Here is a 14,802-nt window from a genome sequence, read left to right as displayed (position 1 = left end):
GGCCGTCCGGAGCCGGTGCGGTCAGAGCAGGCTCATCGCGTTCTCTTCCGCTGGCGACGCGGGAGCGGGGATCGCCGCGTCGCCGACGGACCAGGTGCCCAGCGCGATCTCGGCGGTGATACCGGGACCGAAGCCCGCGATCAGCCCCTGGGCGTCGTGATGCGCGCCGCCGCTGTCGAAGAGTCTGCGCAAGGCGTCGAAGACCACCGCGCTGGCGATGTTGCCGTACTCGGTGAGCGTCGCCCGACTGTGCCGGAACGCCTCCGGCTCCACGCGCAGGAAGCGGCACAGGTCGTCGAGGATGCGCGGCCCGCCCGCGTGCACGATGTAGAAGTCGAGCCGGGAGGCGTCCCAGCCGTGCGAGCGGGCCAACGACAGCAGCGCGGGCGCCAGCGGCTCCATGGTGGTGGGCACCCGCTTGTCCAGCAGGAAGTGGAACCCGGTCTCCCGCACGCTGTAGGCGATCCAGTCCTCGGTGTCGGGCACCAGGTGCGAGCCGTTGCGCCGCAGGTGGATGCCCTCGCCGCCCTGCCCGCGCACGACCGCGGCCGCCACCGCGTCGCCGAAGAGACCGTTGGACAGCAACGTGCCCACGCCGATATCGGTGGGCTGATAGCACAGCGAGCAGAACTCGCACGCCACGATCAGCACGTTGCCCTTCGGATAGGCCATGCAGAAGTCGTGCGCCCGGTTGATGGCCATTCCGCCCGCGGCGCAGCCGAGCTGCGCGATGGGCATCTGCCGGGTGTCCTGCCGGAAACCCAGATTGTTGATCATCCACGCGGTGAGCGACGGCATCATGAACCCGGTGCACGAGACGTAGATGATGAGGTCGATCTCACTGGCCTCCAGGCCCGCGTTGGTGAGCGCAGCGTGCGCCACCTCGGGCACCCGGGCTTTGGCCTCGGCCTCGTACACCTCGTTGCGCCAGCGGAAACCCCGGTGTCGCAGGGTTTCCTCGATGGGCTGGATCAGATGTCTCTTTCGCACGCCGGTGTTAGCGATCAGCCGCAAGGCCAACGACAGCTGCGGATGTTCGGCGTGCATCTCGCGCGCCAGATACAGCGTCTGCTCGACGGTGATCACATGCTCCGGAACGGCGACAGCCGGTTTGCACAGGATTGCCATGCGATCCCTTCCTCTTCTTCGCCCCCGAGGCGCTCGACGCGCCAGTTTCACTGTCCATCGAGGATGGTCGTCTGCCGCGAACAAAGGCGAACGGAAGGGCATCGGATCACTGGAAAGAGTGAAAAACTTAGATCATACCCCGGCAAGTTCACGAAATCGGGGAAAGTTCGCAAATACCCCCGCGAACAGTGCGACCTAGATCACGGCGACTGAGGTGAGACGAAGAAGTCCGCGCGGCGCGTCCGCCCGCGTTCTTCACATCGTGACCATACCGCCCGTAGTCGCGCGCAGTCGACCACGGACCGAACCACGAGGTTCACACTGCGCCAATCCAGTGGTCAGATCGGGAGAAGAACTCACCATGAGTGACGGCGCGCCGGGGAGCGAACTCGATAGTGGGAACCCAGAAAACGATCTCTTAACGACCATGTGCCGGGGTTACTCTCGATTTGTTGGACCGTCCAGACCGAGGAGGATCACTATGTTGGGCCAAAGAGAATGGGAATCCGTCGCTCCCTTCGCGCCAGATCGGCGGGCCGAGGTAATCCGGTTGATCGAGGCCGGTGAAGCCCCGGAGAGCGGCGCGTTCCGCACGAGCGGCCCCCGGATGGCCGGGCTGCTGCTGCTGGGCCTCGCCCTTTTGCTCTCCCCCGACCCGGACGAAGCGGAGCCGATCGAGGACAGCGCGGCGGCGCGGAGCCTGGTCGACGAACTCGCCCTCGCACTGTGAAAGGCAACGGGTGAAAATCACTGAAACCCGTTCGCAGGCTCCCGCGGATGCTACGGAGTCACTGGCGGAAAGCGTGCTGCGGGCCCTCACCGGCCCGCGACACGCTTTCCGCCTGCGGGACCATGTGCGCAATCCCACCGACCTGGCCGCGGTCCGCGTCCTCAACACCGACGCCATCGCGCCCTTCGCCCTGCGCGGGCAGCCCCTCGCGGCGGAAGACGCCGAGGTGATCCGGGAGGCGGTGCTCACCTACCCGCCGCCCGAACCGACCGAAGCGGGCTCCGCCCTGCTGTGGCGCTACCGGGACTGGGCACTGGGGCGCCTGCTGCGCGATCTCGGCGGGCACGAGTTGCCCGGCACGCCCGTGGCGGCCGAGTTCCCCGCCGCGGAGTTCCCCACCGGGCAAGGGTGGCCCGCGTTCACCGCGCTGCTGGCGCAATTGTCGTCGCTGGCCCTGCCCGGCCTGCGGAGCCCGGCCCGCGACCAGGCCCGGCTCCGCCGCCAGGACCTCACCCGGGGCATGGTCCGCGCGATGCTCCGCAAGGACCCGCCGACCGCGGCGCGGCTGGCCCGCTGGGTGGCCGTCGACCTCGCCGACGAGCCGGAGCCGCTGCTCGCGCCCGCCCTGGCGCACCTGGAGTTCTACGCCGCCACCGCGCCAAGGGCGCGGCTGGAACTGGCGATCGCACGGCTGCTGGAGGCCAGGAAGTGACCACGACCGACAGCGCAGAGCAGGCGCACCGGGTCTACGCGCGAGCCCTCGACTGGCTTTCGGCCACCCGCTCCTGCTTCGCCCTGCCCGACAGCCCCGCCTACGACCTCGACCTCAACGCGTTCAAGGCGCTGGGCGAGCTGGCCGTGGCCGCGCGGATCGTGGTGCGGGAGGCGGTGGCCGGGCCCAAGGCCGCCGACACGGCCCGCTCGCTGCTGGACTTCGGCTGGCATCAGCTCCGCGAAGGCGACCTGCTGTACGCGATGCAGCAGGAGATGCCGCCCACGACCCACGTGCTGGAGACGTACTCGACGTTCAAGGCGGCGGGCTACCAGCACCCGGCGCTGGAGCGCTTTCTCGCCCACCTGAACACCGCGCGCTCGGCCGCGGGCGTGGAGCTGGTGCCCAACCGGCAGCTCGGCCTGGTCGCCGCCTGCCGCAGGCTCGGCCTCCCGCCGCACCGCGACCCGGCCGAGCTGATCTCCCGGACCTGGCTCGGCACGCTGCCGGAGCCGTGGATGTTCGACGCCTACAACGGCTACGCGATGACGCACACCGTCTTCCACACCACCGATTTCGGCGAGAACCCGGCCGGGCTGCCCGAACCGCTGCAGGACTACCTGCACCGGTGGCTGCCCGCGTGGGTCGAGGTCTACGCCGAGACCAAGCTGTGGGACCTGCTGGGGGAGCTGCTGATCGTGGGCCTGTGCCTGAGCGAGCCGCAGTTCCACCCGCACGCCTGGGGCCTGCTCGCCGCGGCCCAGCGCGGCGACGGCATGCTGCCCAACGGGGTGACCAAGCCGCCGGACGACCCGGAGAAGGCGTGGCGCAACCACCACCACCCGACCGTCGTCGCGGTGGTCGCCGGGACGATGATCCTGTCCCGGGTGGTCAGCGGCGCGCTGCGGCCAGTCGGCGCACCGGCATGACCGGCACGCCGCTCGCGGACCTGGTCGGCCCGAAGATCGGCGCGCTGGTCGCGCAGGGGCACACCCCCGGGGTCGCGGTCGCCGCCGTGCGCGGCACGGAGCGGGTCGTAGTGTGCCGGGGGATCGCCGACCGGGCCACCGGAGCCGTGGTCGGCCCGGACACCTCCTTCGAGCTGGGCTCGCTGACCAAGACGTGCACCACGCTGCTGCTGGCCGACCTGGCGACCCGCGGCGAGGTCGGCTACCACGACCCGGTCGCCGAGCACCTGCCGCTGACCGCCCGCCCGCGCGACCCGGCCGCGGGCCGGATCACGCTGCTCGACCTGGCCACGCACACCTCCGGCCTGCCCAAGCTGCCCGTCAACTTCTACCGCCGCGCCCTGCCGCACTGGCTGACCGACCCGTACGCGCACTACCACCTCGACGACCTGTTCGAGGCCACCGCCCGCCTGCGCGCGCGCAGGCCGCCGGGCACGGGCGTGCGCTACTCCACCTTCGGCGTCGGCCTGCTCGGCCAGTTGCTGGCCATAGCCGCGGGCCGCGACTACCGCGAGTTGGTCACCGAGCGGGTCCTCGAACCGCTGGGCCTGTCCGGGAGCACGCTGGGGCCGACCTCGGCGACCGCGACCGGGCACCGGCGCGGCAAGGCCCGGCCGCACTGGCACTTCGACGCCCTCGCCCCGGCGGGCGCGTGGTGCGCCACCCCGACCGACCTGCTGCGCTACCTGGCGGCGAACATCGAGCCCGCGGCGACCCCGCTCGCCGAAGCCGTGGCCGCCACCCAGCTTCCCCGCCGCCGCCACGGCGCGGTGGAGAACTGCCTCGGCTGGTCGCGGCGGGCGATGCGCGGGCACATCCTGCTCTGGCACACCGGGGCCACCACCGGCTTCCTGTGCTTCGTCGGGTTCAGCCCGACCGCGGGCGCGGGCGTCGCGCTGCTGGCCAACGCCGCCCCCACTCCCCGCCAGCCGATTCTGCGGGCGGCCCGCAAGCTGTTCGGCGCACTAGTTCCCGAGTACCCCGGAACGGCGGCGGCCGCTGCGGCACCCGCGGCGGAGGAACAACCCCACCGCTGACCGAGCAGAATCCGCCACTCACTGACCGGAATCGGCGGCGGTGAGGTCGAGATCGTCGCCGCTTAACGGAGCGGAGACGCCCAAGACACAGCGGTGGGCTTGAGTAGTCCCCGGTACCGGTGCGCCCGCGCAGGCTCGCGCCACCGGCGAGCCGCGGGCGAGCGAATCGGGGTGAGCAGTGGTCGAGGCGCTGTACGGGGTGGCCCGGTGGGTCGCGTTCCTGGGGTTCGCGCTCGTCGTCGGCTCCGCGTTCTTCACCGTCGCGTGCTGGCCCGCGGGCGCGGCGCACCGGGTGGTGCGCGGTCTGCTGTGGGGCGGGTGGGGCGCGCTGCTGGCCGCCACCCTGGCAAGCCTCGCGCTGTATGGGCCCTATGTCCTGGCCGCGCCGCTGGGCGACGCGCTGAGCCCGGCGCTGCTGTCGGAGACGGTCGCCACCCCGCAGGGCACGGCGCTGCTGGCCCGGGTGCTGCTGCTGTGCCTGGCCGCCGGGTTCGTCAAGGTCCTGCTGGCCCGTGCCGCCGCCTTCGGGCAGGTCGGCAGGCGGCGGGCGACCTTCGGCGTGCTGGCTGGCGCGGCGGCGCTGGCGGCGACGTGGAGCGCGGTCACCCACAGCGCCGCCCGCGAGGACGGGGCGCTCGCGCTGCCGCTGGACATGGCGCACCTGGTCGCGATGGGCGTGTGGCTCGGCGGCGTGATCGTGCTCGTCGGGGTCGTGCTGGCCGTGCGGGACCCGGAGGTGATGCGCGCGGCGCTGCCGCCGTTCTCCAAGGCGGCCCTGATCAGCGTCGCGGTCCTCGCCGTGACCGGCCTGTACACCGGCTGGCGGCAGGTGGAGACGCTGCCCGCGCTGGTGAGCACCGACTACGGCGAACTGCTGCTGCTCAAGGTCTCCCTCGTCGCGGCCATCGTCGCGATCGCCGTGGCCGCCCGCTCCTGGGTCGGCAAGCACCTCAAGGCCAAGGCCGACACGGCTGCCGCGGGCGAGCGCAAGCGGCCCCGCGGCCCCGGCCGCAGTGAGACCGGCCGGTTCCGCGCCTGGGTGGCCGCCGAGGCGGGCATCGGCCTGGCGGTGCTGGCCGTCACCTCGATCCTGGTCAACTTCGAGCCAGCGCACGTGGCTTACGCCCGCGCCCAGGCCGAGCGGGCCTTCGCCGAGCAGGCCGGTCTGGTCAAGCCCGCGTCGGCCAACGCCCCGGTCGCCGAGGCCCCGGTGTCGGTCCAGCTCCCCTTTGACGGCGCCATCGGGCCAAGCGGGCAGGGCGTGGTGAGCGTCGTGGTCACCCCGGCCAAGGTGGGCGCGAACACCTTCCACATCGGCGTGTTCACCCTCCAGGGCACCCCGCGCTCGGTCTCCGGGATGCTCGGCGAGATGAGCCTGCCCGGGAGCACGGCGCCGCCGGTGCCGCTGACCATCGCCTACGCGGGCGCGGGCCACTACATCGCCGAGAACGTCACGCTGCCGACCGCGGGCCAGTGGCAGCTCAAGCTGATCCTGCGCGTCTCCAAGGACAAGGCGGCGGGCGTCACCAGCATGATCACCGTGCGCTGAACCACTTAGTCCACATAGTCCACTTAGTCCACATAGGACAGAGTGGTCATCATGCCCGCCTCGCCGTGGTAGGCGTTGTGGCAGTGCAGCATCCACCGGCCGGGGTTGTCGGCTTGGAAGTCAACCTCGACCATCTGTCCCGGTAGGACGGTCAGGGTGTCCTTGCGCGGCCCGGCGCCGCTCAGTCCCCTGACCTGGAACGTGTGCCCGTGCAGGTGCATCGGGTGGAACATCGACGACAGGTTCGCGAACACCAGCCGCACCCGCTGACCGGCCCGCACCGGCCTGCCCACCGCGGTGTTGTGCGCCCGGCCGTTGATGGTCCAGGTGTAGTCCTCCCCCGGCCCGTTCAGCGTGATCTCGTGCGTCACGTCCGGAGCGCGCTCGGGCAGCCGCACCGCGTCCTGGGCGACCAGATCCGCCAGAAGCAACGCGGGCAGGCCCATCACCAAGTGGTGCGCCGCGATCTGGTCAAGCGCGCCGCCGCCGACCTTGAGCACCACCTGGGCGTGCCCGGCGGCCCCGCCCTTGCCCTCGGGCACCGCGAACACCGCCGTCGTCGCCGAGGGCACGGTCACCAGCGCGTCCACCCGCTCGCCCATGCCCACCAGCACCGCCTGCGCCTGCGTCGGGCGGACCGGGAAGCCGTCGGTGTGCGTCACGGTCAGCAGCGCGCCCGGCACCGCGACCCGGAACGCCGTGTCGGCGCCCGCGTTGATCAACCGCAGCCGCAGCCGCGCGCCCGCGCGGGTCTCCACCACCCTGGGGTCCTCGGCGACCCGCCCGTTGGCCAGGTAGTGCGGGTAGACGACGCCGCCGCTGTCCCGCTCGAACAACGGCGAGCCAGTGCCGCCTGCCGCGCCGCCGTGGTGCCCGCCCGCACTGTGCGCCCCACCCGCCCGCAGGTCGGCGAACGCCTGCTCGGGGTCGCGGCCCAGGCCGTCGAGCCAGTCGTCGAGCACGACGACGAGTTCGTCGTCGTAGTCGGCGCGCTCGTCCGGGTCGCGCACGATCAGCGGCGCGTAGAGCCCTCGGTCGAACTGCAAGCCGACGTGCGGGTGGAACCAGTAGGTGCCGGGGTCGGGCACGGCGAAGTCGTAGGCGAACTCGGTGGACGGCGCGACGCCGGGCTGGGTCAGGTGCGGGACGCCGTCCATCGCGTTGGGCACCGTGACGCCGTGCCAGTGGACGGTGGTCTCCACCGGCAGCCGGTTGCGCAAGGTCACCCGCAACCGGTCACCGGCGTCGACCCGGATCTCCTTGCCCGGCACCTGTCCGCCGTAGCTCCAGGTTGTCGCCCGCACACCGGCGCCGAGGTCGACCTCCCCGACCACCGCGTCGAGGTCCACCTCGACGGTCTTCGCCGCCCGCTGCCCGCGCGACTCGGCCGCAGGCGAGGCCGTGCACCCGGAAAGCAGCAGCCCGGCGGCGGCCTGGCCGGTGGCGGCGAGCAGGTCCCGGCGGCTCCAGGGCCGGTTCCGGCTCATTCCCGCCCTGAGTCCGCGCTGAACCGCCGGGCGACGAGCAACCCGACCGCGAGCAGCACGGCCGCGCCCGCGATCCACACCCACAGCGGCACACCGCCGCTCTCGGCGGGCGCCTGCTGAGCGGCCGGGACCTGCTCCGGCACGGCGCTCGACGCCGACGTCTCGGCCGCGCTGGTCGTCACGCTGGTCGTCGCGGGCGGGGCGGCCGCGGCGCTGGTGACCGGGGGCGGCGTGTAGGTGAACCGCACGGCGCCGCGCACCGGGTGCCCGTCACCGGAGAGGACCCGGTACTCGACCACGTAGTCGCCCGCCGGGCCAGTGGTCTGGACCGGGACCGTCAGCGTCCCGTCCTGGGCGGTGATCTCGCCAAGGCCCCACCGCGCGCCGCCGGGGCCGGACACCGTGACCGTGCTGAGCCGGGCCTGCATCGGGTCGGTGAAGGTGAGCTTGACCGTCTCCGGCACGGCCGTGACCAGCGCGCCCTCGGCCGGGCTGCTGCTGATCAGCCGGGTGTGGGCCAGGGCGGGCCCCGCGCCCGCGACCAGGGCGAACACAGCCAGTACCAGCGCGAGCGACAGTCGCCTCACGTCGAAGCTCCTCGGGAAGACGGGGGAAAGTTCCACACCGGCGGCGTAGGCCGCCGAGCCAAACCTAGGTGTGCGGGTCCCGTCCAGGCGCGTCCGTGCGCACCTTGTACCGCAGCCGTAACCAGCCAGTAATGGCGTCGACCAGCGGTGCGATGCCAGTCACTCCACAGAGGACAGCCGAGCGGTCAGTACGCGTTCGCGCGGGCGCGGTAGGTCTCGGCCACCGTCGCACCGGATGCCGCCGGGTAGGAGATCCGGTCGGCGACGCCGTCGGAGGTGTAGCGCTGCGCGGGCGCGGCGGCGATCTTGTCCAGCCACACCGTCGAGCCGAACTCGGCCTCCTGGCCGGTGGGGCCCTGGGAGCGAATGCGCGGAATCCGCAGCGGGTCGAAGTCCGCCGAGTACGGCGACCGCGCCGGGTTCGCGCCGACGAGCAACGCGGCCCGATAGTGGTATTCAGCGCCGTCCGCGCCGCCGTTGAGGGCCAGCGCCGGGTCGCGCGGATGGATGCCGAAGGGCAGCGAGATCGACAGCGGCGCGCCGCCCGCGGCCCGGATGGCCTGGTCGCCCTGGACGATCGCCCGCTGGGCGGCCTCCGGGGAGATGTTGCGCAGGTTCGAGTGCGCCAGGGTGTGGTTGCCGATCTCCATGCCGTGCTTGCGCAGCCACAGCAGGGTCTTGCGGCCGCCCGGGTCGCCGAACGGGTCGCCGTTGACGTAGAAGCTGCCCACGCCGCGGAACTCGGGGTGCGCCTCGGCCACCTCGCGCAGGATCGCGACCGCGGTGTCCGGGGCGGGTTCGCCCTCCGGGGTCAGCGTGAGCTGCGTCGGGTCGCCGTCGTCGAAGGTCAGCACCACCGGGTGCTTGCCCGCCGGGATGTCGATGTCCCCGGTGGCGTACTGGGCGACGGTGACGGTCACGTAGCCCTCGTTGGCCAGCCGCTCCAACTCCGCCCGGAAGTCCGCTGGCGTGCGGTCGTAGACGCTGGTGGGCTGGGCGATGATCCGGTGGTACATGAGCACCGGCACTTGGCCCAACTCGTTCGCCGCGACCGCCTGCGGCTCCGGTGGCGGCGGGCTCGTCGGGGCACTGACGACCGGCTCGGCCGCCGAGGCGTTCGCCGCAGGCTGGTTCGCCGGTGGGTCGCTGGACCCGGAACCCCCGCAGGCCGCCGTCAACGCCACCAGAGCGGCGGCGGCCAACACCCGCTCGGCTCGGGCGATCGGAGTTCTGGTCACCCCTTCACCGTCAACCGGCGCGCCGGTCGCCGCAACGCGGAGGACCCGAAAGTATGACTTGTGGTTACCGCCGCCACGCAGGGGGAATGACAAGGGGAAACGCGCCAGTGGAGGGACGTCACGTGGGACTTCAAGTGGGCCGTAGACGGACTCTGGTCTTGGTGGCCATCGGACTGCTCGTCACCCTGGCGATCGCGGCGCCCATCGGCGTGCGCGCCATGTCCGCCGCCGAACCGGTGGTCACCGGAATCGATGACGGCGCGACGGTGAACACCGACGCCGTGCGCGCGCTCAGCGTCCGCGCCCCCGAGGGCAAGGACATCTCCCAGGTGCAGCTGCTGGTCGACGGGGCGCCCGCGCAGACCCGCCGCGATGGCGACCGGCTGCTGCTCGCCAACCCTGCCCTGCCCGACGGCGAGCACACCCTGACCGCGCTCGTGCCGGAGAAGATGATGCCCGACCGCGAGGTCACCATGGCCTTCACCGTCGACGGCACGGCCCCGACGCTGTCGGTGAACCCGACCGCGGTCTCCGACCCGCGCAAGCCCTTCACCTTGCAGGGCAAGGCGACCGGGGCCACGGTGCTCACCGCCGACGACCAGCCGGTGCCGCTGGGCGGCGACGGCGCGTTCTCCCTGAAGTTCCCGCACGCGCCCGCCAAGGTCCACCTGGCCGCCCGCGACGACGCGGGCAACAGCGTCAAGCAGGAGTTCACCGTGCCGGTGCGCCACCCGGGGATGCGCGGCGTGCACATGACCGCCATCGCCTGGTCGTCGCCCGCCCTGCGCGACCCGGTGCTGCAGATGGCGCGGGACAAGCGGATCGACACCATCCAGCTCGACATCAAGGACGAGAGCGGCGAGGTCGGCTACCAGTCCCAGGTGCCGCTGGCCAAGGAGATCGGCTCCGCCCGCGGCCACTACGACGCCAAGGCCGTCATCGACCAGCTGCACGCCGAGGGCATCCGGGTGGTCGGCAGGCTCGTCGCCTTCCGCGACCCGATCCTGGCCAAGGCGTCCTGGACCTCCGGCAAGAACGACCGGGTGATCCAGACCCGCGACGGCAGGCCATGGTCGGGCTCCTACGGTGAGTACGCGTTCACCAACTTCGCCAACCCCGAAGTCATCTCCTACAACATCGGCCTGGCCACCGAGGCGGCCGAACTCGGCTTCGACGACATCCTGTTCGACTACATCCGCCGCCCCGAAGGCGACCTGGCCCAGATGAAGATCCCGGGCCTGCAGGTCACCCCGGAACAGGCGATCACCAACTTCCTCGCCAAGAGCCGCGAGGAAGTGCGCGCGCGCGGCTCGTTCCTCGGCGCGTCGGTGTTCGGCATCGCCGCCACCCGCCCCGGCCCGGTGGCCCAAGACATCCCCACCATGGCCCCGCACGTGGACTACATCTCCCCCATGGTCTACCCGTCCCACTGGGGCCCGGGCGAGTACGGGGTGCCGCAGCCGGACTCGCAGCCCTACGACATCGTGGTCCGGTCGCTGGCCGACTTCGCCGCCAAGGTCGAGGGCTCCGACACCCAGATCATCCCGTGGCTCCAGGCGTTCAACCTGCGCAAGGCGTACGGCCCGGCCGAGGTGCAGGCCCAGATCAAGGCGTCGCAGGACAACGGGATGCACTCCTTCCTCCTGTGGAACGCGGGATGCCGCTACGACAACGCGGGCCTGGAGCCCAAGCCCTGACCTGATCCACAGAGACCGAAACAGCGGAGGGGCCGGGACGTTCCCGGCCCCTCCGCTCGTTCCCACCGTGCCACCCCTCACCCACTTCTTCTCACCCCACGCACTCGCCGCCCTCCCCCACCTCTTACCCCCACGCACTTGCCGCCCTCTCCCACCTCTCGCCCCGCCCTCTTCCTGCTCCCCCGCCTACTTCCCACCCCCACCTACTTCCCGCCCCTTATCCACCGCACCCCCACCCACTCGCCTTCCCCTCCTCTCGCCCCCGCCCCTTCTTGCTTCTCACCCCCACCCCACTTCTCCTCCCCCAATCTCACTCAGCACCCGGCCGCTTCCAGTTCCCCCTAACCCCCAACCTCTTCTCCGTCCCCCACACCACCCTCGTCCGCGAACCGCTTGCCTCGCCACTCCCTACCGCACCACCGGTTGCCCGCCCGGCCGCCCAGCGCGCCCCTGCCCACCGGTGACGCACAGCCTGCGGGCGCTGACGTTCGCCCCCTTGGCCGGTCCCGGCCCGCGAGCCGGGCCGCCCGCTCAACCCGGCGCATGGACAGGCGGGCTCGGGGATGGCTATCACCCGAACCCGCCTGAGTACCAGTTTGTCGATATATCGGATCTAGTTGTGGTTATCGGATCTAGCTGTGGTTATCGAATCGGTTCTCCTGGTTCAGCCGTGGTTGCTGATGAGGGTGGTGGTCTCCGCGCCCGAGTTGTCGACCGACACGACGTTGCCGTCGGTGCCGTTGTTGGAGACGACCGTGACGTTCTCCTCGCCCTCGCCGTTGTAGACGGAGGTGAGGTTGTCGTCGCTGGTGTTGTTGCTGACGACGGTGACCGCCTCGGCGGCGCCCTCGTTGTCGACGATGGTGGCGTTGTCCTCGCTCGCGAAGTTGCTCACGACCGTGGTGGCGCCGTCGGACTCGTCGTTCTCGACCGCGGTGTAGTTGTGGTCGGCCTCGTAGTTGCTCACGACCGTGGCGGTCTCGTCGGACTCTTCGGTCGCGACGGTGGTGACGTTCTCGTCAGCCTCCTCGTTCGAGACGTAGACGTCGTTGTCGTCCGAGGCGTAGGTCTCGACCTCGGTGTAGTTGGCGTCCGCGTCGTCGTTGGCGACGGTGAGGTCGTTGAAGTCGGACTCGGCGGTCGCGACCTCGGTGTAGTTCTCGTCAGCCTCGTCGCCGACAACGGCGATGTCGTTGCCGTCGGCCTCGTAAGTCGCGATCTCGGTGTAGTTCTCGTCGGCCTCGTCGGCGACCACGACGATGTCGTTGAAGTCGGCCTCGTGGCTTTCGATCTCGGTGACGTTCTCCTCCGACTCGTCGCTCACCACGGCGATGTCGTTGAAGTCGGCTTCGGAGTTGTACACACCAGTCGCGTTGTCCTCGGACTCTTCACTGGCGACAACGATCTCGTTGTAGTCCGAGTCCTGGTTGTAGACCTCAGTGGTGTTGTCCTCGGACTCGTCGTTGTAGGCGACGATCTCGTTCTCGTCCGAGAGGTTGTTGTAGATCGTGGTGTCGTTTTCGTCGGACTCCTCGTTGACAACACCGATCTCGTTGTTGTCGGATTCCTCGTTGTACACCGCGACGTCGTTGTCGTCGGACTCTTCGTTGACAACGAAGATCTCGTTGTCCTCGGAGCCCTCGTTCAGGACCTCGACAAGGTTCTCGGCGCCGTCGTTGTAGACGTCGATCCAGTTGTCGCTGCCCCAGAACTCGTCCGCGTCCTCGTCGGCGAGCACGTCCTCGGAGTCGAGAAGCTCCATCTCCTCGGTGGTGATCTCCTCGGTCTCGTCCTCGGAGAAGACGTAGTCGGCGTCGTCAGTGATCAGCTCTTCGGATTCGTCCTCGTCCGAGTAAACGGCCTCGGCGTCCTCAGCGATGAACTCCTCGGACTCGTCCTCGTCCGAGTAGGCGCTGTCGGCCTCGTCCGACTCGTCAGCCTCGTCCTCGTCTTCATCCGAGTACGCGCTGTCCGACTCATCCGACTCGTAACCCTCAGACTCGTCCTCATCGGAGTAGGCGCTGTCAGCCTCGTCCGACTCGTAACCCTCAGACTCGTCCTCGTCCGAGTACGCGCTGTCCGACTCGTCCGACTCGTCGCCCTCGGACTCGTCCGAGTAGCCGTGGTCGGAGTGGTCGCCCTCGTCCTCGTCGTCATCGGAGTACGCGTGGTCCGAGTGGTCGGAGTGGTCGCCCTCGTCCTCATCGTCGTCCGAGTAGCCGTGGTCCGAGTGGTCGCCCTCGTCCTCGTCGTCGTTCGAGTACGCGTGGTCGGAGTGGTCACCCTCGTCCTCGTCCTCGTCGGAGTAGGCGCTGTCGGCCTCGTCCGACTCGTAACCCTCAGACTCGTCTTCGTCCGAGTAGGCGCTGTCGGCCTCGTCCGACTCGTCGCTCTCGGACTCGTCCTCGTCCGAGTAGGCGCTGTCGGCCTCGTCCGACTCGTAACCCTCAGACTCGTCCTCATCCGAGTACGCGCTGTCCGACTCGTCCGACTCGTCGCCCTCGGACTCGTCCTCGTCGGAGTACGCGTCCTCGTCGTCGGACTCTTCGTCGTCCACCAGGACGATTTCGTCGGACTCCTCGTCGGCGAGGTACTCGTCCTCGTCAATCAGGTCCTCGTCGTCGGCGAGGGATTCGTCATCCTCGTCATCGAGAAGGTCCTCGTCGTCATCCTCGTCGTCGTCATCGTCCTCGTCGTCGAGGTGCCCGAGGCCGGGGAACCCGTCATAAAGCACGTCGAACACATCTGACCACAAGAAGCCTTCCGCTTCTTCTGTGGCGTTTGGGTCGTGGTCGCGAGGAACCGCTTCTGCTGAGCCCGTTGAGAAGGGCAATACGAAGGCGAGCGCCAGGGCCGTCGCCGCTTTCGAAACCCATCGATCGAAGATCACCGATCGCTTCCTTCCTTGTCGAAGACCCACAAGTCATCTCGACCCGCGGATAGGACCAGCCATCGTGGCCTGACCCTGTATTAAAGGTAACCAATCACAGACCCCCTGCCGGGTGGATCAGTGGCTCTTTCGAGGGTCCCCCGAGAACCCTGGTCATCTCATTCTTGGGGCCTTAAACACGGAAAGTGAGCCACCACAACGTCAACAGTTTCACCACTTATGATCCACGCTCGTGGGATAAGCGAAGGAATCCGACTTCACACGGTGACATGCACGCGCGGCAATATGCCGACAAGTCGACAGCACGAGCGGAGGCGATCACGCCCGTCAGGAAGATCTAAGCATGGTCATCGATCATCGGACCGCACTCGGATCGGCGCGTCTCGTCCTACTTTCGGGTTATCTCAAGGGAGATCGCGCATAACCCGGAAAAGATCCACCCGAAGACCGGCACGGCGCACGACCAACCACAGTAGACAGTCTGGATCCGGCGCGGCCGAACGCGGCAGGATCAACGGCCCCGGTGACACCACGGGGGAAGAGAGCGACTCGGGCTCGATCGCCGGAACGCGCGGCGAGAACCCGGTGACCTCATCCGGCCGCGGAGGAACGAAACACGCGGGCCGGGAAAGCAGACACGAGATACCTCTGAAAACAGCAAACGATGGCGTGGGGGGGGGGGGGGGGGGGGGGGGGGGGCTCCCCACCCCCCCCCCCCCCCCCCCCCCCCCCCCCAACCCCTGAGAACGCCGCACCCCCCGTGTCTCCTGCTCCCGGTT

11 protein-coding genes are annotated in these 14,802 nt (G+C 70.0%); 6 read left to right on the top strand and 5 right to left on the bottom strand.

Translation table 11 applies throughout. The features are described 5' to 3' along the window. Positions 1–21: 21 nt before the first annotated feature. On the bottom strand, positions 22–1,128 hold the full coding sequence (locus ACZ6SD_RS03710; RefSeq protein ID WP_465315342.1) for a type III polyketide synthase: 1,107 nt from the start codon (positions 1,126–1,128) through the stop codon (positions 22–24). 481 nt (positions 1,129–1,609) lie between these two features. Between ACZ6SD_RS03710 and ACZ6SD_RS03705 the strand changes: the two genes are divergently transcribed. The 5 genes from ACZ6SD_RS03705 (at position 1,610) to ACZ6SD_RS03685 (ending at position 6,124) form a co-directional block, all read left to right on the top strand. Then, the gene (locus tag ACZ6SD_RS03705) at positions 1,610–1,858 is read left to right on the top strand and encodes a hypothetical protein (protein ID WP_465315341.1); all 249 of its coding nucleotides are present in this window, start codon (positions 1,610–1,612) and stop codon (positions 1,856–1,858) included. 10 nt (positions 1,859–1,868) lie between these two features. Beyond that, a complete protein-coding gene (locus ACZ6SD_RS03700) occupies positions 1,869–2,570 on the top strand; it encodes a hypothetical protein (protein WP_465315340.1) in 702 nt (233 codons plus the stop codon). Further along, entirely contained in the window at positions 2,567–3,499 is a 933-nt protein-coding gene (locus tag ACZ6SD_RS03695; protein WP_465315339.1) for a DUF6895 family protein, read from the top strand. Before ACZ6SD_RS03700 ends, ACZ6SD_RS03695 begins: the two co-directional genes overlap by 4 nt. Then, complete coding sequence (locus ACZ6SD_RS03690; RefSeq protein ID WP_465315338.1) at positions 3,496–4,575, top strand: serine hydrolase domain-containing protein; 1,080 nt, start codon at positions 3,496–3,498, stop codon at positions 4,573–4,575. Before ACZ6SD_RS03695 ends, ACZ6SD_RS03690 begins: the two co-directional genes overlap by 4 nt. 178 nt (positions 4,576–4,753) lie before the next feature. Further along, complete coding sequence (locus ACZ6SD_RS03685; RefSeq protein WP_465315337.1) at positions 4,754–6,124, top strand: copper resistance D family protein; 1,371 nt, start codon at positions 4,754–4,756, stop codon at positions 6,122–6,124. A gap of 23 nt (positions 6,125–6,147) precedes the next feature. Here ACZ6SD_RS03685 and ACZ6SD_RS03680 read toward each other — a convergent pair whose 3' ends face one another. The 3 genes from ACZ6SD_RS03680 to ACZ6SD_RS03670 all read right to left on the bottom strand — a co-directional run bounded on the left by ACZ6SD_RS03680 (position 6,148) and on the right by ACZ6SD_RS03670 (position 9,436). Continuing rightward, a complete protein-coding gene (locus tag ACZ6SD_RS03680) occupies positions 6,148–7,611 on the bottom strand; it encodes a multicopper oxidase family protein (protein ID WP_465315336.1) in 1,464 nt (487 codons plus the stop codon). Continuing rightward, positions 7,608–8,198, bottom strand: coding sequence for a copper resistance CopC family protein (locus ACZ6SD_RS03675; protein WP_465315335.1), 591 nt, complete (start codon positions 8,196–8,198; stop codon positions 7,608–7,610). The genes ACZ6SD_RS03680 and ACZ6SD_RS03675 overlap by 4 nt, the downstream gene beginning before the upstream one ends. A gap of 185 nt (positions 8,199–8,383) precedes the next feature. Then, the gene (locus tag ACZ6SD_RS03670) at positions 8,384–9,436 is read right to left on the bottom strand and encodes a polysaccharide deacetylase family protein (RefSeq protein WP_465315334.1); all 1,053 of its coding nucleotides are present in this window, start codon (positions 9,434–9,436) and stop codon (positions 8,384–8,386) included. Positions 9,437–9,597: 161 nt separating this feature from the next. On the opposite strand from ACZ6SD_RS03670, the gene ACZ6SD_RS03665 reads away from it, so the two are divergent. Beyond that, positions 9,598–11,133, top strand: a complete 1,536-nt coding sequence (locus tag ACZ6SD_RS03665) for a putative glycoside hydrolase (protein ID WP_465315333.1) — start codon at positions 9,598–9,600, stop codon at positions 11,131–11,133. Between the two features lie 664 nt (positions 11,134–11,797). Here ACZ6SD_RS03665 and ACZ6SD_RS03660 read toward each other — a convergent pair. Further along, on the bottom strand, positions 11,798–13,867 hold the full coding sequence (locus ACZ6SD_RS03660; RefSeq protein ID WP_465315332.1) for a midas domain-containing protein: 2,070 nt from the start codon (positions 13,865–13,867) through the stop codon (positions 11,798–11,800). Between the last annotated feature and the right edge of the window lie 935 nt (positions 13,868–14,802).

It is taken from the genome of Actinokineospora sp. NPDC051303, assembly GCF_055586285.1.
This window is presented reverse-complemented; position numbering and strand designations above follow the sequence as displayed.